This window comes from Neorhizobium sp. SHOUNA12A (genome assembly GCF_023006505.1).
Taxonomy (GTDB): Bacteria; Pseudomonadota; Alphaproteobacteria; order Rhizobiales; family Rhizobiaceae; genus Neorhizobium.
In genome coordinates, this window is the sequence record NZ_JALBGV010000081.1 from 1 (window position 1) to 25,772 (window position 25,772).

The 25,772-nt window shown below is 61.2% G+C and carries 26 protein-coding genes; 13 read left to right on the forward strand and 13 right to left on the reverse strand.

Annotated elements, in window-relative coordinates:
- The 5 genes from MOV63_RS25985 to MOV63_RS26005 form a co-directional block, all read right to left on the reverse strand.
- On the reverse strand, nucleotides 1-785 hold a 785-nt coding region (locus MOV63_RS25985; RefSeq protein WP_247038267.1), incomplete at its 3' end, for a D-alanyl-D-alanine carboxypeptidase family protein.
- 278 nt (nucleotides 786-1,063) lie between these two features.
- A complete protein-coding gene (locus MOV63_RS25990) occupies nucleotides 1,064-1,798 on the reverse strand; it encodes a hypothetical protein (RefSeq protein WP_247038232.1) in 735 nt (244 codons plus the stop codon).
- A 246-nt stretch (nucleotides 1,799-2,044) separates the two neighbouring features.
- Nucleotides 2,045-2,611, reverse strand: coding sequence for a transglutaminase-like cysteine peptidase (locus MOV63_RS25995; protein WP_051900104.1), 567 nt, complete (start codon nucleotides 2,609-2,611; stop codon nucleotides 2,045-2,047).
- A 587-nt stretch (nucleotides 2,612-3,198) separates the two neighbouring features.
- Nucleotides 3,199-3,810: a PilZ domain-containing protein gene (locus tag MOV63_RS26000; protein ID WP_038543091.1), complete on the reverse strand. Its 612-nt coding sequence runs from the start codon at nucleotides 3,808-3,810 to the stop codon at nucleotides 3,199-3,201.
- A gap of 112 nt (nucleotides 3,811-3,922) precedes the next feature.
- Nucleotides 3,923-4,489, reverse strand: a complete 567-nt coding sequence (locus MOV63_RS26005) for a PAS domain-containing protein (RefSeq protein WP_247038234.1) — start codon at nucleotides 4,487-4,489, stop codon at nucleotides 3,923-3,925.
- Nucleotides 4,490-4,711: 222 nt separating this feature from the next.
- Here MOV63_RS26005 and MOV63_RS26010 point away from each other — a divergent pair, with 222 nt between their 5' ends.
- Together MOV63_RS26010 and MOV63_RS26015 are read left to right on the forward strand one after the other, a co-directional pair.
- Nucleotides 4,712-5,470 (forward strand): rhomboid family intramembrane serine protease, encoded by a 759-nt coding sequence (locus MOV63_RS26010; protein WP_247038236.1) that lies wholly within the window; start codon nucleotides 4,712-4,714, stop codon nucleotides 5,468-5,470.
- 128 nt (nucleotides 5,471-5,598) lie between these two features.
- On the forward strand, nucleotides 5,599-6,033 hold the full coding sequence (locus MOV63_RS26015; RefSeq protein ID WP_247038238.1) for a CBS domain-containing protein: 435 nt from the start codon (nucleotides 5,599-5,601) through the stop codon (nucleotides 6,031-6,033).
- Between the two features lie 65 nt (nucleotides 6,034-6,098).
- On the opposite strand, the gene MOV63_RS26020 is transcribed toward MOV63_RS26015, so the two are convergent.
- From MOV63_RS26020 to folE, 3 genes are all read right to left on the reverse strand, one after another.
- On the reverse strand, nucleotides 6,099-7,058 hold the full coding sequence (locus MOV63_RS26020) for a patatin-like phospholipase family protein (RefSeq protein ID WP_247038240.1): 960 nt from the start codon (nucleotides 7,056-7,058) through the stop codon (nucleotides 6,099-6,101).
- 108 nt (nucleotides 7,059-7,166) lie between these two features.
- A complete protein-coding gene (gene hisI, locus MOV63_RS26025; RefSeq protein WP_247038242.1) occupies nucleotides 7,167-7,628 on the reverse strand; it encodes a phosphoribosyl-AMP cyclohydrolase in 462 nt (153 codons plus the stop codon).
- 28 nt (nucleotides 7,629-7,656) lie between these two features.
- Nucleotides 7,657-8,271: a GTP cyclohydrolase I FolE gene (folE, locus tag MOV63_RS26030; RefSeq protein WP_038543080.1), complete on the reverse strand. Its 615-nt coding sequence runs from the start codon at nucleotides 8,269-8,271 to the stop codon at nucleotides 7,657-7,659.
- 286 nt (nucleotides 8,272-8,557) lie between these two features.
- Here folE and MOV63_RS26035 point away from each other — a divergent pair, with 286 nt between their 5' ends.
- The 4 genes from MOV63_RS26035 (at nucleotide 8,558) to thrS (ending at nucleotide 12,300) form a co-directional block, all read left to right on the forward strand.
- Complete coding sequence (locus tag MOV63_RS26035; protein WP_038543078.1) at nucleotides 8,558-9,001, forward strand: iron-sulfur cluster assembly scaffold protein; 444 nt, start codon at nucleotides 8,558-8,560, stop codon at nucleotides 8,999-9,001.
- A 250-nt stretch (nucleotides 9,002-9,251) separates the two neighbouring features.
- Complete coding sequence (gene yidD, locus MOV63_RS26040; protein WP_247038244.1) at nucleotides 9,252-9,629, forward strand: membrane protein insertion efficiency factor YidD; 378 nt, start codon at nucleotides 9,252-9,254, stop codon at nucleotides 9,627-9,629.
- Nucleotides 9,630-9,636: 7 nt separating this feature from the next.
- On the forward strand, nucleotides 9,637-10,161 hold the full coding sequence (locus MOV63_RS26045; RefSeq protein ID WP_247038246.1) for a DUF1697 domain-containing protein: 525 nt from the start codon (nucleotides 9,637-9,639) through the stop codon (nucleotides 10,159-10,161).
- A 126-nt stretch (nucleotides 10,162-10,287) separates the two neighbouring features.
- On the forward strand, nucleotides 10,288-12,300 hold the full coding sequence (gene thrS, locus MOV63_RS26050) for a threonine--tRNA ligase (protein ID WP_038543072.1): 2,013 nt from the start codon (nucleotides 10,288-10,290) through the stop codon (nucleotides 12,298-12,300).
- A gap of 120 nt (nucleotides 12,301-12,420) precedes the next feature.
- Here the strand turns inward: thrS and MOV63_RS26055 are convergent, their stop codons facing one another.
- Nucleotides 12,421-13,407, reverse strand: coding sequence for a hypothetical protein (locus tag MOV63_RS26055; RefSeq protein ID WP_405029385.1), 987 nt, complete (start codon nucleotides 13,405-13,407; stop codon nucleotides 12,421-12,423).
- A gap of 107 nt (nucleotides 13,408-13,514) precedes the next feature.
- Between MOV63_RS26055 and MOV63_RS26060 the strand changes: the two genes are divergently transcribed.
- Together MOV63_RS26060 and MOV63_RS26065 are read left to right on the forward strand one after the other, a co-directional pair.
- Nucleotides 13,515-14,093 carry a nitroreductase gene (locus MOV63_RS26060; protein ID WP_247038248.1) on the forward strand — a complete coding sequence of 193 codons (579 nt, stop codon included), beginning with the start codon at nucleotides 13,515-13,517 and terminating at the stop codon, nucleotides 14,091-14,093.
- Between the two features lie 8 nt (nucleotides 14,094-14,101).
- Nucleotides 14,102-14,722, forward strand: coding sequence for a flavin reductase family protein (locus MOV63_RS26065; RefSeq protein ID WP_247038250.1), 621 nt, complete (start codon nucleotides 14,102-14,104; stop codon nucleotides 14,720-14,722).
- On the opposite strand, the gene MOV63_RS26070 is transcribed toward MOV63_RS26065, so the two are convergent.
- The gene (locus MOV63_RS26070) at nucleotides 14,712-15,368 is read right to left on the reverse strand and encodes a hypothetical protein (RefSeq protein WP_247038252.1); all 657 of its coding nucleotides are present in this window, start codon (nucleotides 15,366-15,368) and stop codon (nucleotides 14,712-14,714) included. The two genes, MOV63_RS26065 and MOV63_RS26070, sit on opposite strands and share 11 nt — an antisense overlap.
- A gap of 110 nt (nucleotides 15,369-15,478) precedes the next feature.
- On the opposite strand from MOV63_RS26070, the gene MOV63_RS26075 reads away from it, so the two are divergent.
- On the forward strand, nucleotides 15,479-16,606 hold the full coding sequence (locus MOV63_RS26075; RefSeq protein ID WP_247038254.1) for a DUF2336 domain-containing protein: 1,128 nt from the start codon (nucleotides 15,479-15,481) through the stop codon (nucleotides 16,604-16,606).
- Nucleotides 16,607-16,614: 8 nt separating this feature from the next.
- On the opposite strand, the gene MOV63_RS26080 is transcribed toward MOV63_RS26075, so the two are convergent.
- The gene (locus MOV63_RS26080; RefSeq protein WP_038543061.1) at nucleotides 16,615-17,055 is read right to left on the reverse strand and encodes a hypothetical protein; all 441 of its coding nucleotides are present in this window, start codon (nucleotides 17,053-17,055) and stop codon (nucleotides 16,615-16,617) included.
- Nucleotides 17,056-17,176: 121 nt separating this feature from the next.
- Nucleotides 17,177-18,397: an AI-2E family transporter gene (locus MOV63_RS26085; protein WP_038543058.1), complete on the reverse strand. Its 1,221-nt coding sequence runs from the start codon at nucleotides 18,395-18,397 to the stop codon at nucleotides 17,177-17,179.
- A 251-nt stretch (nucleotides 18,398-18,648) separates the two neighbouring features.
- On the opposite strand from MOV63_RS26085, the gene MOV63_RS26090 reads away from it, so the two are divergent.
- Nucleotides 18,649-21,198, forward strand: coding sequence for an HWE histidine kinase domain-containing protein (locus tag MOV63_RS26090; RefSeq protein WP_247038256.1), 2,550 nt, complete (start codon nucleotides 18,649-18,651; stop codon nucleotides 21,196-21,198).
- Between the two features lie 42 nt (nucleotides 21,199-21,240).
- Here MOV63_RS26090 and parE read toward each other — a convergent pair whose 3' ends face one another.
- Entirely contained in the window at nucleotides 21,241-23,292 is a 2,052-nt protein-coding gene (parE, locus tag MOV63_RS26095; protein ID WP_247038258.1) for a DNA topoisomerase IV subunit B, read from the reverse strand.
- Nucleotides 23,293-23,487: 195 nt separating this feature from the next.
- Between parE and MOV63_RS26100 the strand changes: the two genes are divergently transcribed.
- From MOV63_RS26100 to secG, 3 genes are all read left to right on the forward strand, one after another.
- Entirely contained in the window at nucleotides 23,488-24,372 is an 885-nt protein-coding gene (locus MOV63_RS26100) for an alpha/beta hydrolase (RefSeq protein WP_247038260.1), read from the forward strand.
- 141 nt (nucleotides 24,373-24,513) lie between these two features.
- On the forward strand, nucleotides 24,514-25,284 hold the full coding sequence (gene tpiA / locus MOV63_RS26105) for a triose-phosphate isomerase (RefSeq protein WP_247038262.1): 771 nt from the start codon (nucleotides 24,514-24,516) through the stop codon (nucleotides 25,282-25,284).
- Between the two features lie 95 nt (nucleotides 25,285-25,379).
- Nucleotides 25,380-25,772: preprotein translocase subunit SecG (gene secG, locus MOV63_RS26110; protein WP_247038265.1), on the forward strand; the 393-nt coding region annotated here is incomplete at its 3' end.

Sequence of the window (25,772 nt, forward strand, 5' to 3'; positions counted from 1 at the left end):
GCCTGGGCGAGCAGGCTGCTGTTGCCGCCGCGGGAAGCTTCAGGGAGATAGTCGGCGACCAGCTTGCGCATCGTCGCGTCACGGACGGCGCTGGAGCGGCTGCCGAGCACGACGGCGACGATCGAGCGGCCATCGAGCTGCGCCGAGGTCGCAAGGTTGCTGCCGGCGGCGCGGGTGTAACCGGTCTTGATGCCATCGACACCCTTGACGTTGCCGACCAGGCGATTGTGGTTGCCGATCGTCTGCTTGCCGAAATTGAAGCTGCGGATCGAGAAGTAGCCGTAATATTGCGGGAAGTGCTGGCGCAGCGCCATACCAAGCCGGGCCTGATCGCGTGCCGTCGTCATCTGCGCGGTGTTCGGCAGGCCGTTGGCATTGCGGTAGGTGGTGCGGGTCATGCCGAGCGCGCGCGCCTTACTGGTCATCAATGAGGCGAAGCGTTCTTCGGAGCCGCCGACGAATTCGCCGAGGGCCGTGGCCATGTCGTTGGCGGAGCGGGTGACGAGTGCGCGAATGGCCTGATCGACCGAGACCGAACCGCCGGCGCGAACACCGAGTTTCGAGGGTGGCTCGGCTGCAGCGTGAGCAGAGACAGGAACCTGTGTGTCGAGGCTAATGCGGCCGGTTTCAAGCGCTTCGAAGGTGAGGTAGAGCGTCATCATCTTGGTGAGCGACGCGGGATAGCGCAGACCGTCCGGATCCTCGGAATAGAGAACCTTACCGGTCTTGGCGTCAACGACGATGCCGGCGTATTTCGGACCGGCAGCAGCCGGCGTCGAAAACATCGAAATCGCCACAGCCAACGTGAAGAGAAAACCGAGGAACCGTCCCGGGACCGTCGCATCACCCTTGGAAAGGGATGCAGATATCATTTTTTTCGACACTGCCGCACTCATCGCTTGCATCACATTAGTCAAATATCCGGACGCGCCCCCGCCACGGCCGTTACCGTTCAATCTAGGGGATTAGCGTTACCAAGAGGTTTATGATGAACAGCAGCTTACCTCGATATGCTGCATTTTAGACATCATCCCAGGCTTCGACCCGACCCGTCCGCGGCGGCTTATTTCGCCAGCCGGTTTTCGACAAAGAGGCGAACTGCGGCATCAATATGTTGCCAGTCCCGCAAAAGCACACTGGAGAAGCGATAGAGCACCGTCAGGTCCTGTCCGATGTGGATATCCCGCTGGCAGTCGCCGCTGGTGGCTTTGTCGCCGGGGGCAGGCAGCACGCAGCGCACGGCGTAATCCGGGGCGCCGCCGACCTGGCCAGTTAGAACCACCTCGCTGCCATAACCTGAATCGGCGCGCAGCCGGTGAAGGGTTAGTCCGAAGGCAGCCTGCTGCGGCGCGCCGTCGAACAGTTTGGAATAGATCGGCTCCAGCCGGCCGGACATGTCGCGCGACATGGTGCTCTGGGATAATTGGAGGAAAATCAACGAGGAAGACTGGGCGACATCATCGAAGCGCGACCGCAGGCCTGCGCTATAACCTTCGAGTTCCGGCCAGGTGAGATAGAGGTCGACGCGCTCGGTAACGCCGGCCTGACGCTGGTCGCGGAAGCGAATCGTGTTGGCCGGAAGCTTGAGCTTGTCCTGACCGATCTGGATCGGGAATTCTTCCCGGCGGTCGGTATGACCGGCAAGCGCGATGCGCTGCCCGAACAAATGGCCACCGATACTGATCGCAGCCGTCAACAGAGCAAGGATCGCGATGACGGCCGCCAGCCGATAGACGAAACGGTTGGATAGGAGCGGCGCTTCTTCTGCAGCCGAGAGGTTCCGGGCTGGACCTGCCATGACGCGCGCTCCATGTTCTCATTCGAGAGGGAATTCGCCAGCGCCGGAATGGGACAGAACGCGGATACGAACGCGGCCAAGCGATTTGGCAGCAGTCTGGATCGTTATGATTAACGCTTCGTAAATAGAGCTTGATCCGGGATGGTGATAGCCTCCCAGTAATCCCTTTGGCGCCCACCTTCAGTCCTGCGCATTGACCGCGGCTCGGATCGCCGTGGTCTTTTTCGTCGATGGGTAGGGGAGAGATTACTGGCCGACGGAGCCGACGGCGGTGGCGCGGCCATCCTGCAGCTTGACCCAGCGGGCGGGATCGTCGTTCGCTTGGCGCTTCAGGAAGGTGTATTCGGTATCCGACCAGATCATGACCTTGTTGCGCATGTTGTCGAGCACGAAGTCGCCGCGATCGGTGCGGACGGTCAGCACCGCATGACCTTCGCCGTTCGGTTGCAGGACGACGGTGATCAGCAGGTCGGACGGCGAGAAACCTTTCGCCATCAGCATCTTGCGCTTCAGAAGCACGAAATCTTCGCAGTCGCCGACGGTGCGGGGATAGGCCCAGCGCTCTTCGACGCCATAAATTTCCTGGTCGGTCATCGGCGTGATCGAGGAATTGACCGTGTAGTTGACGTCGAGAAGCGTGCGCCACTTGTCTTCGGTCAGTGCGAGCGGGCCGGCGTCCTTGTAGGTCGCGGCGCATTCGCTCACATAGGTCTTGCAGAATTCATAGTGGCCGAGCGGCGGATTGGCCTGGCCGAGAACGCGCACCGTGTTGGCCGGCATGCCGAAAGAACTTCCGGCGGTAAAGATCGCCATGACGGCGGTGATGGCGGCGAGGCCCAGTTCCTTGCTGTATTTCATTTTTATGTCTCCCCGTTGCGAGGAGAACACTGCCAGACAGGGTTTGATTGACCGCAAAATCTCGCAGTAAAATCAATATCTTATTTGAACTCAATTCGCCTAAAACACACATCAAATACATCTCGAACTTTCACAAAATTCGAGCCGAATTTGCCGATAATTTTCGTAAAATGCCGATTATCGAGCGCCTGGCTCCTCGGAGCTTTCCCGCTATCTATCCGTGAATAAAGGAGTTTTTGAAATCCGCGGAGCAGCCCACTGAGCGTCGGAAATCCCGCAATGACGACGATTGGCCGTTGCAAACAGGGAAGGTAAGGTACCGCATTGCGTTGCGTCATGACCAAATCAGGCTGATCGAGGCCGGTTTTCGGGCTCGGAAAAAAGTGCCGAAAGGGCACATTTTTTTGAAGAAAGTTCATTTCGGCACAGACAGGCGGCTTTTTCCTGGCCCGTCCCGCAATGAAACAGGACGCAAAGGATAGGGCACGCAACAAAAAAGCGCCCGGATGGGGCGCTTCTGAATTGCCGTCGTAAGAGCCCTTTTAAAGGAATTCGGTCAGCGTATCGCGTGATTGGACCGAATTAAACTCGATTGCCACGCCTTCCATGAAGTGGCGTACGACGCGGCCGCGCATGTTGCCGAGCCGGACAGGCGTGCCGAGCGCGGGGCGGATGTCGATATCGATCGCCGCGCCGGACAGCGAAAGGTCCACGATGCGACAGGCATAACGCCGGCCGTCGTCGAGCGTGATCTCGGAGCGGGTGTTGCGCGGCGCCAGGCGATCATGGCGACGATCTTCGGGCAGGCCGAGTTCGTGCTTGTTGGCGATCCATGTAAGCTGGGCGGCCAGTTTCTCGCGCTTGCGGTCCGTCGCGTTGATCGACATCACGAAACCAGTGCTCGACAGGCTGATGACCATGCCTTCGAGACGGCCGATATGATCGAGATAGGCGATGACGCGTTCGCCGACGAGCGGCCGGCCGACGCAGGCGAAGCTGACGTCGCCCGGCGACATGTCGACGACGTCGCAAGGAAATTCCTCATGCGTCGCCAGCATCAACCGTCCTGGAATACTGACGGACACGCGCTGAAAGGAACGCTGTGCGGGAACGCTGGATGTCGATGGAGTATGAGATGGCTGAAAAGAATACATTTGAGAGAGCTTTTCTCTTCTAAGTCTATCGTTAAGAGTATTAGCGCGCCGCGGTTAACAGAAGGTTTTGGCAGGGACCGTCAGCCGCGCGTGCTGCGATGGGATGTTTCCCTCAAGACGGGCTGCGGCCGGGTGTGTGGGAGAAACTGCGGCGATCGCCCGTGACCGGCACACCGAAATGTGAACCGCCGCCGGTCAGGAACGTCCAGTTCTCGAGCGTCAGAAAAATGGCCGGCGTTGCCGTTACGGGGTAGGGAGAAACCACCGGCAGGAGAGCACCAAAAATCCGATCGCTTGGCGCCGCCTCCGCCGATCGGATTGGCAGAAGCAGCATTTCATAAGCGTGGCGGATGTGGCCATTCGAGGCAAGGACATCCAGGAGTGCCGGCTGCTGGGAGTGAATGACGCCGTGGGCGATCTCCACCAGCTGCCGGTGATCGGTCTCCTGCCAGACGTCCGCGAACGGCTTGCCGCGAAACTCACGGTCGAACAGTTCGCAGATGCGGGTGCCCGCCAGGCGGAACGCCAGCGTGCCGGCCGGGTCCATGGCGGCCATGAAAAGATGCGGGAGGAGATGACGCAGAGCGGTCGGGTCGATCTCGGTCTTGAGGGGAGCCATCCCGTCGCGTTTGAGATTGATCCAGTAGTCGAAGATTGCCCTGGTTGCCTGATTGCGCATCCATCTTACCTGTCATATTTCGATACAGGCCGCGCTTCATGTACGGCCGATCCTCCTCACGCAGCGAAAACCATGCCACGGCGGGGGCGTCATGGTTAAGGATTTGCGACCGATCGCGGCACCCGCGCGACCGTGATCCTGCCCGCGCTTTCTTTTGAACAGCCGCTCCTATATGGCTGTCGGACCCATCCGATAGGGGACGAGAAGACAGAAGGAACTGGCATGAACGACGGGCCGGATATGGCTGACGAGCAGCGCGAGACGGATGACGGCGGCGAGCGCTCGCAGCCAATCTTCAATCTTCCGCGGAGCCTCGTCGTGACGCTGGCTTTGCTTGCAGTCATCTACATTGTGCAGGAATATCTGCTGGACGAGGACACGCGCGCCACCATGGTGGTGAACTTGGCGTTTACGCCGCTGCGCTACGTCTATCCGCTCAGCGAGCAGGGACTTGCCTGGGCGTGGACGCCGGTCACGTATTCGCTGCTGCACGGCAGCATCGAGCATATTCTTTTCAACGGATTGTGGCTGATGGCCTTCGGGGCACCGGTGGTGCGGCGGATCGGCACTCTGCGCTACGTGATCTTCTGGGTTCTCTCGGCGGTGGCTGCCGCCTTCTTCCATGCAACGCTCAACTGGGGGGACGAGACGCTGCTGATCGGTGCGTCAGGCGTCGTCTCGGCTTTGATGGGAGCGGCCTGCCGCTTCGCCTTCCCGGAACGCCGAGGTTATGATCGGACCCATGGCCATCTCTATCCGCGCCAGTCTATCCTCGGCTCGTTCCGCAACCGCACCGTCGTCATCTTCACCGCCATGTGGTTCGTCGGCAACCTGCTGATCGCCTTCGGGGTGACGTTGTTCGGTGCGGATATGGGACCGATAGCCTGGGATGCGCATATCGGCGGCTTCCTGTTCGGTTTCCTGCTGTTTGACCTTTTCGATCCCCTGCCACCCAGCGTCATGCCCATCACGCAACCTTGATCTTTCTTGATCTCTTTCCGGCATCGCTCTACACTTCTGCGCACGTGCAGGGACGGTTCCTCCACCCGGGCGCTTTGCTTCTCGGGAATGGGCGACGTCCAGGCCGAGCCGGTTGGGAGGAGAGAGCCATGGCAATAATCGTCAAGAACATGTTGGATGCAAAGGGTCGTGACGTAGTCACCGTCGACCCCGACAAGACGCTGCTCGAAGTCGCCGGGATTCTCAACGACAAGAAGATCGGTGCCGTCGTGGTAACCGGCATGGAAGGCCGCATCGCCGGCATCTTTACGGAACGCGACCTGGTGCGCGCCATCGCCGGCAAAGGCGCCAGTGTGCTCGACCAACCGGTAAAGTCGGCAATGACCACCGCGGTGCAACGCTGCAAGGATGACACGACCGTCGATGAACTGATGGGGATGATGAGCAGCGGCCGTTTCCGCCACGTGCCCGTCGAGCAGGACGGAAAGCTCGCTGGCATCATTTCGATCGGCGACGTGGTCAAGTCGCGCATTCGGGAGATCGAACTCGAGGCCGAACAGATCAAGGCCTATATTGCCGGCTGACCGCTTTCGGCTAAGCCTCGCCCAAGGGCGGGGCTGTACCACCTCGTGACGAGGCATCCCCCCGCTTAGCGGGCGAAAACTTCCTGCATGCGCTTCAGCGCAGAGATCTGCGCCATGGTCTCCGTATAACCGCGGTCGATCGCTTCGCCGGCGCGGTGGAATTCGGACAGGCCGATATCGGCAAGACGCGGATGCAGCGCCAGATCCGGAGGATCGCCCGCCAGGCGCGCGCGGGAAATGCGTTCCTGGATGATGTTGAAGGCCTGCACCATGGTGCCGGTCAGACCGACACGGATGTCCTCGGGTTTCTTGCGCCCGTCATCGATCGGCTGGACGCTGGCATTGTGCTTGACGACCGCCGAGCGGCCGAAAATCTCGTAGTTCAGGTTGACGGCGACCACGAGCGGCTGTTCGTAGGCGCGGCAGACGGAGGTCGGCACCGGATTGACCAAAGCGCCGTCGACGAGCGTCCGGTTGTTGCATTTCACCGGTTCGAAAATGCCAGGCAGTGCGTAGGAGGCGCGAAGCCCGGTGATCAGCGAGCCACTGGAGATCCACACTTCGTGCCCGGTATGGAGTTCGGTCGCAACCGATACAAACGGGCGGTCGAGATCCTCGATCGACAGGCCTTCAAGATGTTCCTGCATCCGCTTTGTCAGCCGCATGCCGCCGAGGAGGCCGCCGCCACCGATCGTCAGATCCAGCAGGCCGGCAATGCGGCGCATGGTCAGCGAGCGGGCGAAGGTTTCGAGTTCATCGAGCTTGCCGGCGAGGTAACATCCGCCGACCAGGGCGCCAATCGAGGTGCCGGCGATCATGCCGACCTCGATGCCGGCCTCGTCGAGAGCCCTGAGGACGCCGATATGAGCCCAACCGCGCGCGGCACCGCCGCCGAGAGCGAGGGCAAGCTTTGCTTTTTTGGGGACTTCAACGATGGGAGGAGGGGTGGGTTCGAGGATTTTCGTTTCGTCGCCTTCGGCAGATGCCGCAAGCGGATCGTGACGGTTCCAACTCCAGTTCAGCATCGACAAAAATCCTCCACAGCTGAACAAACCCCGGTCTGACGATTAACGCATCGACAGGTTTCGAAATCGTTTATTCAGTCGAGACACGCAAAAAAACGAGGCAAATGCCTAAATGGTTCCTTGATCGGAATAGACGACGTTTGGATCAAAATGACGCTGATTGTCGGTGATTTCAAGAACCGCCCTACCATCACTTTGGGTAACAACCCGATAGAAACAGGAGCGACGGCCGGTATGGCATGTTGCGTCGTGTCCGGCGACCGAGACCTTGAGCCAGACGGCGTCCTGATCACAGTCGGTGCGAAGCTCGTGGACGGTCTGCAGGTTGCCGGAGGATTCGCCCTTCTTCCAGATTTTGGCACGCGAACGGCTGTAATAATGGGCGATGCCGGTCTCCACCGTCAGCGCCAGCGCCTCGGCATCCATATGCGCGACCATCAGCAACTCACCGTCACGGACATCGGTGACGACGGCGGTGACGAGACCGTTCTGATCGAAGCGGGGCGTGAAGGCGCCGGCGCCTTCGAGTTCCGTCTTGTCGACGGAAGGCTGGTCGAAAGAAAGCGTCATCAGGAGACTCCGCCCGGAAAACCGCCGATCAGCGGTTGCGGGCCAGCGTGAAGAAACGGGCCTGTTCGGCGGCGTTCGCCTTGAACTCGCCGGTAAACGTCGTCGTCATCGTGTGCGAGCCCTGCTTCTGCACGCCGCGCATTTCCATGCACAGGTGCTCGGCCTCGATCATCACGGCGACGCCACGCGGCTTTAAAGTTTCCTCGATCGCATTGGCGATCTGCGCCGTCATGTTTTCCTGCGTCTGCAGACGGCGACCGAAGATTTCGACGACGCGGGCGATCTTCGAAAGACCGAGGACCCGGCCGTTCGGCAGATAGGCGACATGCGCCTTGCCGATGATCGGCAGCATATGGTGTTCGCAATGGGAGAAGAACGGGATGTCGCGCACCAGCACGATATCGTCATAACCCGAGACTTCCTCGAAAGTACGTCCAAGCACGTCTTCCGGCGACTGTTCGTAACCGGAAAACAGCTCGCTATAGGAGGCGGCGACGCGCTTCGGGGTGTCGAGCAGGCCTTCGCGGGCCGGATCGTCACCTGCCCAGCGCAAGAGAACGCGCACGGCTTCCTCGGCCTCCTGCTGCGAGGGGCGGACCTGCTTCTCTTTCGAAGCCGGGAAATTCTTCACAATGGCATCCATTTATCGTCTCCTGATGCGGTTCAAGGCCGCATCCGACTGGCGTTACTCACGGACTGATCAGCTGCTAGGCATCGGCGGCTGATTTTTGGGCAATCCGGGGTTATCTGACCTTCGGCGAACATTTTTACAAGATATCCTATTCCGTTTTCGGTAGGATTTCGTGAAAACATCCTTTCTTGATGATCTTGCCCAGACATCACATATAATGGCAGGAACCCTTTTATGGTAGTCCGCCTGACGTGACACAGTGTTCAACGAGCGACGGCCGGACTCAAAGCGAGCCTTGATGGACGACATCTATAACAGCAAGATTCTCGAATTCGCCGGCAATATCACCCATGCCGGCACTCTGCCCGATGCGGATGCGAGTTCCGAAAAACATTCCAAGCTGTGCGGCTCGAAGGTGCGGGTGCACCTGAAGATGGACGGCGACCGGGTCACCGATTTCGCCCACGAGGTCCGCGCCTGCGCACTCGGCCAAGCCTCGTCCTCTATCATGGCTCGGCACGTGATTGGGGCGACAACCGCCGAGATCCGCAAGGCGCGCCAGGACATGCTCGCCATGCTGAAAGAAGACGGCGAGGGGCCGGACGGCCGGTTCGAGGAAATGCGCTACCTGAAGCCTGTCAAGGACTACAGGGCTCGCCATCCTTCCACCATGCTGACCTTCGAGGCGGTCGTCGATGCGATCGACCAGATCGAGGCGAAGCAGCTGGCAACGGCCGGATGACGATGGCGTCCCAGGATACCCCCCTCTGCCCTACCGGGCATCTCCCCCTCAAGGGGGGAGATCGGATGGGGGACCGTCTTCGCTTATTCTCGGATGTTTCGCGCTCGGCGACGTGTGCCGTTTCCAATGAGGTGCAAACAGCGCCACGAGTCGATCTCCCCCCTCGAGGGGGAGATGGCCGGCAGGCCAGAGGGGGGCTGGATCGGCACGCCCTAAGTGACGTCCTGCCATCAACCGCGGTTCACCCCTGATGTGCGGCGCCCCAGACTGTCAGCACTCCGAACCCCAGGCGAAGGCAGGCCGCTCCCGCAACTGGTCCGGATCGTTCCGGAAAACACCCGGCCGGCTGTTCGGCATGGGTCTGATCCGCTTCTACCAGCTGACACTGTCCGGCTTCATCGGCAATTCCTGCCGGCATATTCCGACCTGTTCGGAATATGGATATGAGGCGGTGGCGCGGCATGGGCTGTGGCCCGGAGGATGGATGACGCTGTTTCGGGTGGGGCGCTGCGGGCCGGGGGGTACAAGCGGGCTTGACCCTGTGCCGGCAGCGCTCGAAATGCGGCAGCACTGGTGGATGCCGTGGCGATACTGGCGTCGCTATGCCAAACCGGCATCGCCTCGATGAGGAACCGATGATCACCTATATCGCGCTGCTTCACAGCATCGTTCTCGGCGGCGGCAAGCGGGTCGTGATGGCCGACCTCCGCGCCATGGCGGAGGATCTCGGCTACCGGAATTGCCGGACCCTGGTTTCGACCGGCAATCTCGTCTTCGAAACCGGCAGGTCATCGATCGGCGACATCGAGCAGAGACTGGAGACCGCCTTCAAGAGGCGGTTCGGCAAACATGTCGATATCATCGCCAGGACCGGTGCAGGCTGGCTGAAGCTTGCCGTCGGCAATCCCTTTCCATCGAGGGAGGGTTCCGAGGTCGGCGTGCGGGTGATGCGACACCCGCTCGACGAAAGCGTCCTCAACCTGCTCGAGCGCCACCGCGGCGAGGAGAAGATTTCCATCGTCGACGGCAATCTCTGGGTCGATTTCGGCGGCAAGGCCAGCGAGACGCGGCTGCTTTCGGCGATGACCACCAGGAAGCTTGGCATCGGCACGATCCGCAATGCCAACACGGTCGCCGGGATTGCCGAAATGATCGGCTGAGCAGCCGCTCGCCTTTACTAAAACGCCAAAAGCATTTATCAGCCACGCCGGCTGCGCCCCAAGGGCGAACCGCCATTTATTCCAACACCACCCGCATTCGTTGGCGGGACTGGACAGGAGAGAGACATGTCCCAATCCGTTTCCCTTACATTTCCCGATGGCTCCGTCCGCGTTTTCGACGCCGGAACGACCGGCCGTGACGTTGCCGAGAGCATTTCCAAGTCGCTCGTCAAGAAGGCTGTCGCCGTCACCATCAATGGCACCGTGCAGGACCTTGCCGAGCCGGTGACCGACGGAAAGATCGAGATCGTCACCCGCACCGACGCCCGAGCGCTGGAACTTATCCGCCACGACGCCGCCCACGTGATGGCGGAGGCCGTACAGGAGCTTTGGCCCGGCACGCAAGTCACCATCGGCCCGGTGATCGAGAACGGATTCTATTACGATTTCGCCCGCAACGCGCCTTTCACGCCCGACGATCTGCCGAAGATCGAGGCGAAGATGAAGGAAATCATCGGCCGCAACAAACCGTTCACCAAGCAGGTCTGGTCTCGCGAGAAGGCCCGCGAAGTCTTCGCAGCCAAGGGCGAAGGCTACAAGGTCGAGCTGATCGATGCGATCCCGGAAGACCAGGATCTCAAGATCTATTATCAAGGCGACTGGTTCGACCTCTGCCGAGGTCCGCATATGGCCTCGACCGGCCAGATCGGCACGGCCTTCAAGCTGATGAAGGTTGCCGGTGCCTATTGGCGCGGCGATTCGAACAACGCCATGCTGACCCGCATCTACGGCACCGCCTGGGCGACGCAGGAAGAACTCGACCAGTACCTGCACGTGCTGGCGGAAGCCGAAAAGCGCGACCACCGCAAGCTCGGCCGTGAAATGGACCTCTTCCATTTCCAGGAAGAAGGTCCGGGCGTGGTGTTCTGGCACGGCAAGGGCTGGCGCATGTTCCAGACGCTGACCGCCTATATGCGCCGCCGGCTCGCCGGCACCTATGAGGAAGTCAACGCGCCGCAGGTTCTCGATGCCTCACTGTGGGAGACGTCGGGCCACTGGGGCTGGTACCAGGAGAACATGTTCGCGGTGAAGTCTGCCTATGCCTTCACCCATCCGGAAGACAAGGAAGCGGACAACCGCATTTTCGCGCTGAAACCGATGAACTGCCCGGGACACGTGCAGATCTTCAAGCATGGTCTGAAGTCTTACCGCGAACTGCCAATTCGGCTTGCAGAATTCGGCCTCGTGCATCGCTATGAAGCATCCGGCGCCTTGCACGGGCTGATGCGCGTGCGCGGCTTCACCCAGGACGATGCGCATGTCTTCTGCACAGACGAGCAGATGGCCGCCGAATGCCTGCGGATCAACGACCTGATCCTGTCGGTCTACGAGGATTTCGGCTTCAAGGAAGTCGTGGTCAAGCTATCGACCCGGCCGGACAAGCGCGTCGGCACCGATGCGCTTTGGGATCGTGCCGAATCCGTCATGCTCGATGTCCTGAAGACGATCGAGGCGCAGTCGGAAGGCCGCATCAAGACCGGTATCCTGCCGGGCGAGGGCGCGTTCTATGGTCCGAAGTTCGAATATACGCTAAAAGACGCGATCGGCCGCGAATGGCAGTGCGGCACGACGCAGGTGGACTTCAACCTGCCGGAACGGTTCGGCGCCTTCTATATTGACCAGAACTCGGAAAAAACCCAGCCGGTGATGATCCATCGCGCCATCTGCGGTTCGATGGAACGCTTCCTCGGCATCCTGATCGAGAACTTTGCCGGCCACATGCCGCTCTGGTTCGCGCCGATGCAGGTGGTGGTGGCGACGATCACCTCGGACGCGGACGATTACGGCCGTGAAGTCGCAGAAGCTCTGCGCGAGGCGGGAATGGTCGTCGAGACCGATTTCCGCAACGAGAAGATCAACTACAAGATCCGCGAGCACTCGGTTACCAAGGTGCCGGTGATCATCGTCTGCGGCAAAAAGGAAGCCGAGGAGCGTTCGGTGAACATCCGCCGACTGGGTTCGCAGGCGCAGACCTCGATGACGCTCGACGAAGCGATCTCTTCGCTGACCCTCGAAGCGACGCCACCTGATGTGTTGCGCCGTCTTGAAGCGAAGAACAAGAAGAAGGCCGCGGCCTAACCGATAATGACAGCGCTTGCCGAACGGCGGGTGCTGTCAGAACTCGACTATATCGAGACGGGACTTCTGGAAGACTATCTGTCCGGCTGACGAAGGTCCGGCAAAACCTGCCTGGACCTGTCAATTCCGGTCGCCGGTGACCCCGCCGGCCACCTGAGGCGTATCGCGCATCAGCACTTCGACCTCGGTGTTTCGTCCGGCTTTGACGGTGAACGAGCGCTGATAGATCTTGGTCTTGTTGCGGGCGACGGCGAGATATTCGCCTTCCGACAAGACCATCATGGAAAAAGCGCTGACGCTTTCGTTGACGACGTCGCCGGCGGCGGTCAGTACCGACCAGGCCGTATCGGCGATCGCTTCACCGCCTTTTTGAGAAACGAGCTTCAGGGTGATCTGCGCGGCGCGGTGCTGCAGTACCGCCTGGGTGAGCTTGCCGGCTTCCACCTGGATGTCGGCCCGAACCACTGCATTGACGTCCCCATATTCCGAGACGACGTGATAGGTGCCGGCATTCAGACGCACGACCGTATTCGGCTTGACGTCCGACATCACCAGCGCCCGGTCGCCATTGTCGCGCACTTCGGCAGAATAGACCGAAAAGCTCAGTTCCTTCGGCGGGATGCGCTGGTCGGTACCGGCAACCGCATTGAGAACAAAACCGCCGGCGTCGAGCACCAGAGTCTGTTTCGGCACGTTGCCGTTTTCGGGGACTTTCAGTTTCTTGGTAACCCCGGCGCGGCCGAAGGCGCAATTGACGAAATAGTCGCCGGGGGCAAGCTGAAACGACGCGGAGCCGCCTTCGGAACTGGCCACCAGCGGCAATTTGCCGTCGTCACCGGCGATCGGGCTGAAAACGCGCCAGGTCAGGCCTTCCTGCATCGGCTGGCCGTCGGACGTCAGCTTGGCATCGAACTGCACGTCTTTTGAGAGAATACCAGACGGACCGCCCGGCAGAGCCGAGAAAGCGTTGAGCTTCGGCATCTTGCCGGTGCTGTCCGGCGTGCGGAAATTCTTGAAGGCGTCTTCCTGAGCGAATGCGCCGAAAGCCGGGCCGAGAGCCATCGCTCCGGCGAGGAACCAGCGTGCCGCAAGGGAAGTGCCTGCCATCTGTTGTCTACCGGTTGACTCTTGTTTTCCGAGACGGCACTTGAGACCAATGACAAGGCAATTTCAAGACCTTCCCACCGCGCCAGCTCCAAATGAAAGCTTTGACCATGCAAAATGACGTTAAACTCATCGATTTTCTGCGCGAAAGGCATTCCACGCCAGTAGCACAGTTCAAGGAGCCGGGCCCGTCGCGGGAGGAATTGGAGGCGATTCTAACCTTGGCCACCCGCGTTCCGGATCATGGCAAGCTCGCGCCCTGGCGCGTCATCGTCTATCGCGGCGACGTGCGCAGCAGGCTCGGCGAACAGTTCCTCGCCCTGTCGCTCAAGAAGATGCCCGAGATGACCGATGCCGCCAGAGAGGCGGAACTGGCGCGCTTCACCCGCGCGCCGCTGGTCGTCGCCGTCGTCAGCACCGCGGCACCGCATCCAAAGATCCCCGAATGGGAACAGGTGCTTTCTGCCGGCGCCGTCTGCTTCAACATGCTGATCGCCGCAAACGCGCATGGCTATGTCGCCAACTGGCGTACCGAATGGATCGCCTATGACGACGAGGCGCTGGCGCTCCTTGGGTTGAAACCGGGCGAAAAGGTCGCCGGCTTCATCCATATCGGCTCGAGCGATTTTGCGACGCCGGACCGCCCGCGGCCGGAACTGTCGCAGATCGTCACCTACGCCGGCGAATAGGGTTTTCGATGTTCTACACGACCGATACCAACCAGCATGGACTGAAGCACGACCCTTTCAAGGCGATCGTCGCGCCCCGCCCGATCGGCTGGATCGGTACGAAGGGCAGGGACGGATCGATGAACCTGTCACCCTACTCCTTCTTCAACGCCATTTCCGACAGCCCAAAACTGGTGATGTTTTCCTCCAGCGGCCGAAAGCACAGCCTGAAGAACGCCGAGGAAACCGGTGTCTTCACCGCGAGCCTCGCAAGCCGACATCTGGCGGAGAAGATGAACGCCTCGTCGGAAGCGGTGCCTTACGGCGTCAGCGAATTCGAGGTGGCGGGGCTGACCGCCAAGATGGCGGAACTCGTCGATGCGCCTTACGTCGCGGAAGCCTATACGGTGCTGGAATGCCGCGTCACGCAGGTGATCCAGCCGGTGGGGTTGGACGGCCAGGGCGCCGAGGCCTACATGGTTTTCGGCCAGGTGGTCGGCATCCATATCAGCGAGGAGATCCTGCGGGGCGGACGGATCGACATGGGACTTGCCCGGCCGATCGCCCGCATGGGTTATCGTGATTTTGCCGACGGCGGCGCGGACGTGTTCGAAATGATCCGGCCGGCAGGCGCCGAGCCTAGACGCTGAAAATCCGATTGACGATCGCAACTTGATCAGGGCTGCGGCAGAGCTTGGCGGAGAAGCCGTTCGCCTTTGCTCTTTCGCATTCGGACAGGAAGGCAGCCGCGTCCCCGGCCGACGAGACGGCATCGACCGCCAATATGCCGGCGGCGGCGGCGGCAAGCGCGATGGTCGCTGCCGCGATACGCGAAGTATCGGAAAAGGGATCATAGCCGCCTTCCCAGCCAAGGGCTACCAGGCGGCGGCTGCAGCGCTCGAAGCTGGAAGCGGCAAGGATGCCGGCGGCATCGGCAAGCGCGACGATCTGCGTCCTGCCCGGCGCCAGTCCTGCGCGGATTTCCGCCACGCGCAGAACCATGTCGAGCCTCTGGACTTCGGCCCCGCCGCGGGCGCCAGACAGGATTACTGAGGCGGTGCGACACTGGCTGGCGAGCGTGACGGCGGCGTCCGTTCTTCCAGAAGAGAAAGCCGGCAGACGGAACGCAAGCTGTCCGGCCCGTGCCAAGTCAATCCATTGGCGCTCCGGACTTGTCACAGCATCCCACGACTCAGGCGGGGCGGTCAGGTCGACAACGATCGCGTCCGCACCTGCCGAACGGACGGTTGCGGCCTCCGCGGAGGGGTCGACGACAAGCCAGGAGCGTATTTTCAAGGACTTCGCCATGGTTAAGGAACGTGGTGAACCAATCTTAAACTTTTTGCCACTAGCGTGACTTATCAAGCCAGCCGGATCCGAACTGGCATGTGTAGTCGAGGCCGAGTGTGATCGTACAGGCATTTCTTCGTTGGGCTGAAACAGCAAGAACGGGCGAGAGGGCAAAGGCGGCCAATGCTCTCGGCCGGGCCTATCTCCACTCGCCAATGGGCAGCGATCAGCGTCGCGCCGCAGCCCTTGCGATGACCTATCTGCTCGACGACCCGTCGCCGCACGTGCGCCTGGCGCTTGCGGAGGCTCTGGCGGGCTCCCCCGATGCGCCGCGTGCCGTCATCGTCTGCCTTGCCGAGGATCAGCCGGAGATCGCCTGTACGGTCATCGCCTGTTCGCCCGTCCTTACCGAAAGCGATCTCGTCGATCTTGCCGGGCGCAGCGACAGCCTGACCCGTGCGATGATCGCCGCAAGGCCGAACCTTTCGCGCGGGATCGCCGCCGCGATCGCCGAGATCGGCGACGAATGCGAAGTCACCCTTCTGCTGGAAAACGAGACCGCTTCGATCACCCGGATTTCGCTCAGGCGGATCGCGGAACGGTTCGGGCAGTGCTGCCAGATCCGCAACCTGCTGCTGGAACGCGATGCGCTGCCGGCGGATGCCCGCCACATGCTCGTCAACCACATTACCGCGGCACTTGCCGGCTCCGGACTGGTGCGAACCATCATGGCGCCGGCCCGGATCGAGCACATGACCCGAGAAGCAGGCGAGGCTGCGGCCGTCGCCATTGCCGGCACCGTGCTGCAGGAAGAAATCCCCGGCCTGGTCGAACATTTGCGCACGGCCGGACGGCTGACGCCTGCCTTCCTGATCCACGCGCTCTGCAGCGGCAAGGTCGATTTCTTCGCCGGCGCAATGGTCTCGCTCTCCGGGCTCGACGACCGCCGCGTGAGAGCGATACTCGCGACCGGCCGCATGCATGCGGTGCGGGCGCTTTTCGAAGCTTCGGGCCTCGGGCGGGATATCGCAGCCGTCTTCGTCGAAGCGGTCTTCCTCTGGCGCAAGGCGGCGGCAACCGGCGCGCTCGACAATATCGCCGGCATGTTGCTCGAAAAGTTCCAGCGGCCGAACATGCAGCTTTCGCCGGTCAGCGAACTTCTCGACATGATCGAGAAGCTGCATAGGCTGGAGGTCCGGCTCAGTGCGCGGTCTTATGCCAACGGCGTGTCGCTGGCGGCGTAACCGCCTGCTTACCGGAATTTCTTGGCAACCCAGGAATAGCCATTCTCGACCAGCCGTACCGGACTGGTCATCAGCGTTTTCACGCCTTCAGTGGTCGGCAATACGGTCTTGACCCGCTGGATGGCGCGACCCGCAAGCGTTTCCTTCTCCTGTTGCGTCACCGGCTCCGGAGCTGGCGTCGCGGCTGGCTCTGCCGATGGTGCGGGCATCGCCGTCTCCGGTCGCGACTGCGGCACCGGCGCCTTGGCGATCTCCGTCGCTTCCGGTTTCTGGCAGACGGCGATGAGCATCGGGTAGGCCTGGTTGGCATAACCGGAGAGCTGTTGTTCCGATACCGAATTGCACATCTCGATGCTCGGCCAGCGGTTTTCTGCGGTCGCGATATAATGGCAGTCCGTCCCGGCGTCGTTGCAGCCGAGAATGGTCATGACAATCAGTGCGGAATTCATGGCGTTCCCCGAAATATGGTGAGCGACTTAAAGCGAGCAATCTTGGCCCGACCAAGGCAACTTCAACGGATCCGCCATATCGGGCCGTTCGGAGATTACCGGACCGATCCGCTCAGCATCTTCATGGAGAAGAGACTTTCCTAACGACGGGAAGATCTGGGGGAAGCTCCGGAGATGTCGCCGGCCCCTTGGGCATCTCGACGGTTTCAGCCTCGGTCACTTCGGCCATCTTCACTTCGCGGATCCATTCGCGCCAGATCGACACGAGCAGCGCCATCAGGACCGGGCCGATGAACAGGCCGAGGAAGCCCATGGTGCTGACGCCGCCGACGAGACCGAAGAATGTCGGCAGGAAGGGAAGCTTGATCGGGCCGCCGACCAGGCGAGGCCGCAGCGTTTTATCGACGATGAAGAGTTCGACCGTGCCCCAGAGGAAAAGACCGCCGCCGGCGAAGTAGGCGCCATTGGCGACCAGATAGAACGATATCAGCGAGAACGACAGCGGCGCGCCGCCCGGGATAAGCGCCATCAGGCCGGTCAAAACGCCGAGCGTGACGGGCGAGGGGACGCCCGCGATCCAGTAGGCGATGCCGAGCACGATGCCTTCGCCGATCGCAATCAGCGTCTGGCCGGTCACGGTGGAGCTGATTGTCCTTGGAACGACGCGCGAGATACGCTCCCAGCGGGTCGGCAGGATGCGCTCGCCGAGAAGATCGATCTGCTCGCTGAAGGAACCGCCGTCGCGATAGACGAAGAACAGCGCGATCAGCATGAAAAGCAGTGTCAGGACCAGATGGAAAGCGCCGTCGCCGGCGGCTACGATGGCCCGGTAGATATTACCGATATTGGCGCCCGAGACGATCTGGATCAGTTCGCCGACCGCACCGGGCGAGCCGACATGCTGGACCCACTGAATGCCAAGCCATTCGCCGACCCAGGGAAGGCCGGTGATCCAGGCAGGGGGCGGCGCGCCGAAACGGTTCACTTCGGCGGCCCAGATGATCCACTGGCGCACTTCGCCGATCGTGTAGGAGATGGCGATGCCGATCGGCACGATGAGGAAGGCCAGGATGAAGATAATGGCGAGCGAGGCGGCGATCGTCGTGTTGCCACCTGTACGGCGCAAGAGCTCGCGGTAGAGCGGCCAGCTTGCAAAGCCGATTACCAGGGCGGCCAGAACGGGGACCAGGAAGCCGTGGAAGAAATAGATGCCTGCGGCGGCGACGAGCACGAGAAGCCAGCGAGCAGCCGAGATCGGCGGGATCAGCGCGACCCTGCTCGGTGCAACTGGCCCAAGCCAACGTGGCTCTTTCGGGCCTTTGCGATCGTTATTTCCGCTCACCGCATTTCCTTTTTTTCATTTTCACCATCATATGGCTTATGAGGCTGCCTGGTACAAGACTAATGCGTCATCCATTAAAAGGAAGCTTACTCCTTGCCCTAGACGGCAGATGCGATAGAAATATGAAATCACTTCCGACAAAGCCGGAAGTACGGAACAAACCTTCTTGATGAAGTTTTCCCAGCCTCGATGGAATGCCGAAGCGTCTGCTGTCCCATCTATTGGCCGGACTGCCTTCAGGGACTTGTAATATGCCTTACAGGGATACGGTCGATCTTACCAATTGCGACCGAGAGCCGATCCATATCCCCGGCAGCATTCAACCTCATGGATGCCTTATCGCCTGCGATGCCGCCGGATCCGTCGTCATGCAGCACTCAGCCAACGTGGCGGACATGCTTGCGATCACGGGAGAGATCAACGGGCAGCGGCTGGAGGATATCGTCGGCGGGGAGGCGGCCCACACATTGCGCAATGCGCTCGCCACGTCCGACAATCCGGCGCGGCCGGCGCTTCGGCATGGGCTGAAGTTTGCCTCGGGTGCCGCTTTCGACGTTTCGATCCATCGTTTCGAGTCCAAGGTGATCCTGGAGTTCGAACCGGCCTCGACCGATTCCGACCAGCCGCTCGAAGTGGCGCGCATGCTGATCAGCCGCATCCGCAACGTCGCCAGCCTCGACCGGCTGATCGAAAGCTCGGTGCGGCTGATCTATGCCATGCTCGGCTACGACCGGGTGATGATCTATCGTTTCGAAGAGGATGGTGCCGGAAAGGTCGTCAGCGAATACAAGAGACGCGACCTCGAAAGCTTCAAGGGCCAATATTTCCCGGCGGGCGACATTCCGAAACAGGCCCGGGCGCTTTATGTGAAGAACACTATCCGGGTGATCTCCGACGCCAGCAATCCGCGCATCCCGATCGTGCCGGAGACCGACGAGACAGGCGAGGCGCTCGATCTGTCTTTCGCACATTTGCGCAGCGTTTCGCCGATCCATTGCGAGTATCTGCGCAACATGGGGGTCGCCGCGTCGATGTCGATCTCCGTCGTGGTGGATAACGAGCTGTGGGGCCTGATCGCCTGCCACCACTATTCTCCGAAAATACTCTCGATGCCGCAGCGTGTGGCGGCGGAGACCTTTGGAGAGTTCTTCTCGCTGCACCTGAGTGCATTGAGACAGCGACAGCTCATGGAGACCGCCGGTCAGGCACGGCGGTCGCTCGACCGTTTTCTGCAGGCTGCCTCCCATCATGCGGATATTACCGCGCTGCTGCGCAGTTCGCTCGCAGAGTTCGGCCAGATGCTGGCCTGTGATGGCATAGGCCTGTGGCTCGGGGGCGTGTTGACCGGGGAAGGTGCCGTGCCACCGCAGGACCGGATTGCCGAGCTTGCCGAGTTTGTCGGCGGCGTTGCAGGCGGCAAGATCTGGTCCAGCTTTCAGCTCTCCACGGATCTTCCGGAAATTCGCATCTCTCCCGACATGGTCTGCGGTGTGCTGGCCATCCCGCTTTCGCAGCGACCTCGCGACTACCTGTTCTTCTTCCGCCGCGAAATGGTGGAGACGCTCAATTGGGCCGGCAATCCTGAGAAATCCTATGAAACAGGCCCCCTCGGAGACCGCCTGACACCCCGCAAAAGTTTCGCGATCTGGCGGGAGATGGTGCATCGGCAAGCCCAGCCCTGGAGCGACAGCGACCGCGAGATCGCGGATGCGATCCGGGCCGTGCTGGTCGAGGTGGTTCTCCACCACAACGAACTGCTGGCCGACGAGCGCGGCAAGGCGGACGTACGTCAGCGGATGTTGAACGAGGAGCTCAACCACCGGGTCAAGAACATCCTTTCGGTGATCAAGGCGCTGGTCGGGCATTCGGTTGATGCCGAAGTCAGCCTCAAGGATTATATCGGCTCGCTCAAGGGACGCATCCAGGCACTCGCCTTTGCCCACGACCAGGTGGTGCGCGGCGGCGACGGTGGCGGGCTGTCCGATCTTCTCGAAGCGGAGCTGAAGCCTTATAGCGAGGGAACGCGCAGCGTCACACTCAAGGGGCCGCGCGTCTGGCTCGACAGCCGTGCGTTTTCGGTCATGGCGCTGGTATTGCACGAGATGTCGACCAATGCGGCCAAATACGGCTCGCTCTCCGTCAACGGCGGGCGGCTGGATATCGAGTGGCGGCGGCTTGCCAACAACGATTGCGAGCTTGTCTGGACCGAAAATGGCGGACCGTTGGTAAGCCCCCCGTTCCGGGCCGGGTTCGGCAGCGTCCTGATCACCCGCAGCGTGCCCTACGAGCTCGAGGGCGAGGCAAAGATCGAATATCCGCCAGAAGGGGTGAGGGCGCGCTTCGTGGTGCCGTCGAAACATATCCACGGCGATGAGGAGTTGGCGGACGTGGAAGCCGAGGAGAGCGGCAGCGTCGTCAGCCACGACGCCGTTGCTCCGCGGCTTCAGGACCTCGAATTCCTGCTGGTGGAAGACCAGATGCTGATTGCGGCGGACGTGGAAGCAATGCTCGCCGACCATGGCATCGACAAAGTGACGACGACGCCCTCGGCTGCCGACGCCTTCCGCAAGCTTGAGGACATCCGGTTTGATGTGGCGATCCTCGACGTCAATCTCGGCTCCGGCACATCGCTGCCGATTGCCGAGGAACTGATCCGCCGAAATATTCCGTTCATTTTCGCGACCGGCTACAGCGACAAGGCGATCATTCCGGCAAGCTTCTCGGCACCGGTTGTGCGCAAGCCCTATGAGGCGGCCGCACTGATCAGCGCCGTTACCAAAGTGCTCAGCGAACGGAGCTGACCGTCGTGGCGATGCCGGAGATATCCAAGCCGGAAATCCGGCTTAGATATCGAGGTTTTCCGCAAACGCGGCACGCTCCTGGATGAAGCGGAAGCGGGCATCCGCCTTGGTGCCCATCAGGTTGTCGACGGCCTCGCGGGTGCCTTCGAAATCCACGTCGTCGATCGAGATGCGCAGCAGCGTGCGATGGGCGGGATCCATCGTCGTTTCCTTGAGCTGCGCCGCCATCATCTCACCAAGGCCTTTGAAGCGGCCGATCTCGACCTTCTTGCCCTTGAACACCGTCTCCATCAGCTCCGCCCGATGGGCATCGTCGCGGGCATAGACGGTCTTGCCGCCCTGGCGCAGGACGTAGAGCGGCGGCACCGCCAGATAAAGATGGTTGCCGCGGATGAGCTCCGGCATTTCCTGATAGAAGAAGGTGATCAGCAGCGAAGCGATATGGGCGCCGTCGACATCCGCATCGGTCATGATGATGATGCGTTCGTAGCGGAGGTCTTCCTCGCGGTATTTGGTGCGGGTGCCGCAGCCGAGCGCCTGGATGAGATCGGCGATCTGCTGGTTGGCCGACAATTTTTCACGGCTGGCACTGCCGACGTTGAGGATCTTTCCACGCAAGGGCAGGATGGCCTGGTTGGCGCGGTTGCGGCCCTGCTTGGCCGATCCTCCTGCCGAATCACCTTCGACGATGAAGAGTTCGGCACCTTCGGCAGTGTTCTGCGAGCAGTCGGCGAGCTTGCCGGGCAGGCGCAGCTTGCGCACCGCAGTCTTGCGGTTGACTTCCTTTTCCTTGCGGCGGCGCAGGCGCTCTTCGGCGCGCTCGATCACCCATTCGAGCAGTTTTGCGGCCTCGGCAGGGTTGCCGGCAAGATAATGGTCGAAAGGGTCGCGCAGGATGTTTTCGACGATGCGCTGGGCTTCGACGGTTGCGAGCTTATCCTTGGTCTGGCCGACGAATTCCGGCTCGCGGATGAAGACCGAAAGCATGCCGACCGCCGAGATCATCACGTCGTCGGTGGTGATTTCCTTTGCGCGCTTGTTCTGGGTCAGATCCGCATAGTTCTTGAGGCCCTTGGTGAGCGCGATGCGCAGACCCGCCTCATGCGTGCCGCCTTCGGGGGTCGGGATGGTGTTGCAATAGGAATGCAGTTCGGGATCGCCACCATACCAGGTGATCGCCCATTCCATCGCGCCGTGGCCGCCGGTCTTTTTGGTGCGGCCGGCAAAGATTTCGCGGGTGACGGTAAAGTCCTTGCCGAGGGTGGCGGAAAGATAGTCCTTCAGGCCGCCGGGGAAGTGGAAGACCGCCTTTTCGGGGATGTCGCCGCCGGCGGCCACCATGCCCGGATCGCAGCTCCAGCGGATTTCGACGCCGCCGAACAGATAAGCCTTGGAGCGCGCCATCCGGAAGATGCGGCCGGCATCGAATTTCGCGTGGTCGCCGAAAATCTGCGGGTCTGGGTGGAAGCGCACCCTGGTGCCGCGGCGGTTATGGACATCGCCGAGTTCCTCGAGGCCGCCCTGCGGCACGCCGCGCGAAAAGCGCTGGCGGTAGAGTTTGCGATTGCGGGCGACTTCTACTTCGAGAAGGTCGGACAGCGCGTTGACCACGGAAACGCCGACGCCGTGCAGACCGCCCGACGTCTCATAGGCCTTGCCGTCGAACTTACCGCCCGCATGCAGCTTGGTCATGATCACTTCGAGCGTCGACTTGCCCGGAACCTGGGGATGATTCTCGACCGGGATGCCGCGGCCGTTGTCGGTGACCGTCAGGAAACCCTCGGCGTCGAGATGCACGTCGATGAAGTCCGCATGGCCTGCAACCGCTTCGTCCATCGAATTGTCGATGACTTCGGCGAAAAGGTGGTGCATCGCCTTTTCGTCGGTGCCGCCGATATACATGCCCGGACGCATGCGCACCGGTTCCAGGCCCTCAAGCACACGGATGGAGGAGGCGCCGTAGTCGTCGCCGGACAGGGTGGTCGGCGCCGGGCGCGGTGTCGAGGGCTCGGCCTTGACGGCGTGCGTGGGTTCGACGGCAACTGCCTTGGCTGTCACCGGCAAATCGGCAAAAAGGTCATTATTGTCATCCATTGGCTGCGTCGGTACTACCTGTCGGGGTGCGGAAGAGGAAGCCATACCCATCTCGTGCTGTTTCGAATCACTCGCGATTCTGCCAGAAACCCGGCTTTTTCGCGATGCCGCATGGAAACGGTCGTTTTTCACCAATGCTGTGCCGATCGGGCCATGGCAAGCTTGCGAGGCTGAAGGAACCGGATGAAACAAAGCATGTCCACAGTTCATTTCGTTTTCGGCACGTTTCTTGCTGTGCTGGCAACCCTTGCCGCCGCGCCGGCAGGGGCGCAGGAGGGGCCGATAAAGCCTTTCAAGGATGAACTTTTTTCCCAGATGAAGGTGTTGCGATCCTCCGACGGCGGCGCATACGAGGTAATAGACTACCAGGAAATGCGCGACATCAACGGCCGCGACCGCGAGCCGGAACGGCGCGTGAAGGACGACTATGTTTCCCCGGGTGTCAGGCGCTATCAACAGAACGAGACGCTGAACCTGGCCGGGCGCCGGCTCGATGTCACCAGGGTGGGACAGGCGGACGGAGCCGCTTTCACCGTGATCTTCGTCCACGGCCGCGGCGGCGACCGTCGGCTCGGTGTTAACGACTATACGTTCGGCGGCAATTTCAACCGCCTGAAGAACCTCGCCACCGGCAATGGCGGCACCTATTATTCGCCGAGCGTCACCTCGTTCGACGACAATGGCGTCGCCGATATCGCGGCGCTGATCCGCTACGCGTTCGACCAGTCGGCCGGGCGGCCGGTGATCCTCGCCTGCGCGTCGATGGGCGGGTTCATATGCCAGGGCATCAGCCGCGACAAACAGGCGGTGCGGTATCTGAAGGGCGTGGCACTGCTCGGCGGCCCGCCGGACCCGGAATTGCCGAAATCGCTTCTGGCAAAGCGCAAGCTGCCCATTTATTTCGCGCATGGCGGCAGCGACAGCGTCTACAAGTCCGAGGATCAGGAAGCGGTCTATCGCAAACTGAAGACAGCGCGTTACCCGACCCGGTTCACGCTGTTTGCGACCGGCAGCCACGGCACGCCGATCCGGATGGTCGATTGGCGAAAGGTCCTGAATTTTCTGCTGACCAGCCACTGAGCGCCGGTCGTTAACCAAAGACTTGAACCAAAATCTGTCTTTTGCATACCAATTCATGCAGGATAGGCTAAAAACACGTTTCTGATACATGGAGGCTTCGGTTTTGCTCGTCGGAACCGAACGGAGAGGAAATATTTGCCGATGACGCCTGATGTGCGCCCGCTCGTTGCCGGAAATTGGAAGATGAACGGCACCCGCGAGTTCCTGACTGAAATCAAGACGATTGCCGACGGCGTGATTGGACCGTTGTCGGAAAAGGTCGATACGCTGATCTGCCCGCCGGCAACGCTGCTGTATGTCGCAACCGCCCTGGCGACCGACAGCCCGCTCGAGATCGGCGGCCAAGATTGCCATCAGAACCTCGGCGGCGCCCATACGGGCGATATTTCCGCGGAGATGATCGCCGACTGCTTCGGCACCTATGTGATCGTCGGACATTCCGAGCGCCGTGCCGACCACGCGGAAACCGATCATCTGGTCCGGGCCAAGGCGGAGGCGGCCTATGCCGCCGACCTGACGGCGATCATCTGCATTGGCGAAACCGGCGACGAACGCGACGCATACCAGACCCTTGATATCCTGAAACGTCAGATTTTCGGCTCGTTGCCCCAATCGGCAAACGCCGTCAACACTGTTGTCGCCTATGAACCGATCTGGGCGATCGGCACCGGACTGACGCCGACCGTCAAGGACATCGAAATCGCCCATGCCTTCATGCGGGCAGAACTCGTCCAGCGGTTCGGCGAAGAAGGCAGGCTGATGCGCATTCTCTATGGCGGTTCGGTCAAGCCGGGCAATGCCCGGGAGTTGATGGGCGTCGAGAATGTCGACGGCGCACTGATCGGCGGCGCGAGCTTGAAAGCGGAAGATTTTCTCGCCATCTATCGGGTCTATGAGGGACTGACGGCCTAAAGCTTTTGATAAGGGCTTGGAATGCGCGCAGGCCTCATGTAAAGAGCCGCCAATCTTCTTCTATTGCCTCGTCGAGGGGCAGGGATCTTTAATTCATGCAGACCGTTCTGATTGTCATTCATCTCATGATCGTGCTGGCGCTCGTCGGCGTCGTGCTGATCCAGCGCTCCGAAGGCGGCGGGCTTGGCATCGGCGGCGGCTCCGGCTTCATGTCGGCACGCGGCACCGCCAATGCGCTGACCCGCACGACCGCCATCCTCGCGACGCTGTTCTTCATCACCTCGCTGGCGCTCGGCATCCTGGCGCGCTACGAATCCCGCCCGAGCGACATCCTGAACCGCATCCCGCAGAGCCAGCAGGGCACCGGCGGCGGCATTCTCGACCAGCTCGGTCCGGCACCCGCTCCCGCTCCGGCAGGCAACGGCGTTCCGTCCGGTTCCGGCGCATCCGCTCCGGCAGCCCCGGCAACTGGTGCTGCGCCGGCAACG

Coding starts and splice junctions, on each gene's coding strand:
- MOV63_RS26100 (WP_247038260.1), top strand. CDS start 23,488: ATGTCCACAGTTCATTTCGTTTTCGGCACGTTTCTTGCTGTGCTGGCA.
- hisI (WP_247038242.1), bottom strand. CDS start 7,628: ATGACGCTTTCTTTCGACCAGCCTTCCGTCGACAAGACGGAACTCGAA.
- tpiA (WP_247038262.1), top strand. CDS start 24,514: ATGACGCCTGATGTGCGCCCGCTCGTTGCCGGAAATTGGAAGATGAAC.
- MOV63_RS26065 (WP_247038250.1), top strand. CDS start 14,102: ATGTTCTACACGACCGATACCAACCAGCATGGACTGAAGCACGACCCT.
- MOV63_RS26005 (WP_247038234.1), bottom strand. CDS start 4,489: ATGCGCAATCAGGCAACCAGGGCAATCTTCGACTACTGGATCAATCTC.
- thrS (WP_038543072.1), top strand. CDS start 10,288: ATGTCCCAATCCGTTTCCCTTACATTTCCCGATGGCTCCGTCCGCGTT.
- parE (WP_247038258.1), bottom strand. CDS start 23,292: ATGGATGACAATAATGACCTTTTTGCCGATTTGCCGGTGACAGCCAAG.
- MOV63_RS26010 (WP_247038236.1), top strand. CDS start 4,712: ATGAACGACGGGCCGGATATGGCTGACGAGCAGCGCGAGACGGATGAC.
- MOV63_RS26055 (WP_405029385.1), bottom strand. CDS start 13,407: ATGGCAGGCACTTCCCTTGCGGCACGCTGGTTCCTCGCCGGAGCGATG.
- MOV63_RS26035 (WP_038543078.1), top strand. CDS start 8,558: ATGGACGACATCTATAACAGCAAGATTCTCGAATTCGCCGGCAATATC.
- folE (WP_038543080.1), bottom strand. CDS start 8,271: ATGGATGCCATTGTGAAGAATTTCCCGGCTTCGAAAGAGAAGCAGGTC.
- MOV63_RS26015 (WP_247038238.1), top strand. CDS start 5,599: ATGGCAATAATCGTCAAGAACATGTTGGATGCAAAGGGTCGTGACGTA.
- MOV63_RS26020 (WP_247038240.1), bottom strand. CDS start 7,058: ATGCTGAACTGGAGTTGGAACCGTCACGATCCGCTTGCGGCATCTGCC.
- MOV63_RS26090 (WP_247038256.1), top strand. CDS start 18,649: ATGCCTTACAGGGATACGGTCGATCTTACCAATTGCGACCGAGAGCCG.
- yidD (WP_247038244.1), top strand. CDS start 9,252: ATGTGCGGCGCCCCAGACTGTCAGCACTCCGAACCCCAGGCGAAGGCA.
- MOV63_RS26060 (WP_247038248.1), top strand. CDS start 13,515: ATGCAAAATGACGTTAAACTCATCGATTTTCTGCGCGAAAGGCATTCC.
- MOV63_RS25995 (WP_051900104.1), bottom strand. CDS start 2,611: ATGGCGATCTTTACCGCCGGAAGTTCTTTCGGCATGCCGGCCAACACG.
- MOV63_RS25990 (WP_247038232.1), bottom strand. CDS start 1,798: ATGGCAGGTCCAGCCCGGAACCTCTCGGCTGCAGAAGAAGCGCCGCTC.
- MOV63_RS26080 (WP_038543061.1), bottom strand. CDS start 17,055: ATGAATTCCGCACTGATTGTCATGACCATTCTCGGCTGCAACGACGCC.
- MOV63_RS26045 (WP_247038246.1), top strand. CDS start 9,637: ATGATCACCTATATCGCGCTGCTTCACAGCATCGTTCTCGGCGGCGGC.
- MOV63_RS26000 (WP_038543091.1), bottom strand. CDS start 3,810: ATGTATTCTTTTCAGCCATCTCATACTCCATCGACATCCAGCGTTCCC.